This is a genomic window from Cellulomonas sp., assembly GCF_017744555.1.
GTDB lineage: Bacteria > Actinomycetota > Actinomycetes > Actinomycetales > Cellulomonadaceae > Cellulomonas.
Map to the genome: position 1 here is coordinate 1 of NZ_JAGIBD010000121.1, position 596 is coordinate 596.

Below are 596 nucleotides of genomic sequence, written 5' to 3' on the forward strand. Positions count from 1 at the left end.
CGGACGGACTGCCGCGGGCGGCGGCGGCCAAGGTGTCGGTGATGATCGGCGGACGCCGGCACCCCGTCGCCGGATCCGTCTCGATGGACCAGATCGTCGTCGACGTCGGCGACGCGGCCGTGGCGGTCGGCGACCGCGCGGTCGTCTGGGGCGATCCGCTGCGCGGCGCCCCCTCGGTCGCGGAGTGGGCGGACGCCGCCGGCACCATCGCGTACGAGATCGTGACCGGGGTCGGGCAGCGGGTCCGACGGCGGACGGTGGGCTGAGCGGTGAGCGATCCCGTCGAGCTCGAGGTGGCGACGCCCGAGGCCATGGAGGCGCTCGGCCGGGTGATCGGCGCGATGCTGCGCGCCGGCGACCTGCTCGTGCTCGTCGGCGACCTCGGCGCCGGGAAGACGACGCTGACCCGCGGCATCGGCGAGGCGATGGGGGTGCGCGGACCCGTGACCTCGCCCACCTTCGTGCTGTCGCGCGTGCATCCGGTCCTCGCCGGCGACGGCCCGCCCCTCGTGCACGTCGACGGCTACCGCCTGTCCGGCGCACGCGAGCTCGACGACCTCGACATCGACTTCGACGAATCCGTCGTCATCGTGGAG

General features: G+C 74.8%; 2 protein-coding genes. Both read left to right on the plus strand.

The window, feature by feature from the left end:
- On the plus strand, positions 1-266 hold a 266-nt coding region (locus J7523_RS20480), incomplete at its 5' end, for an alanine racemase C-terminal domain-containing protein (protein WP_291890649.1).
- A 3-nt stretch (positions 267-269) separates the two neighbouring features.
- Positions 270-596: tRNA (adenosine(37)-N6)-threonylcarbamoyltransferase complex ATPase subunit type 1 TsaE (locus J7523_RS20485; RefSeq protein ID WP_363267439.1), on the plus strand; the 327-nt coding region annotated here is incomplete at its 3' end.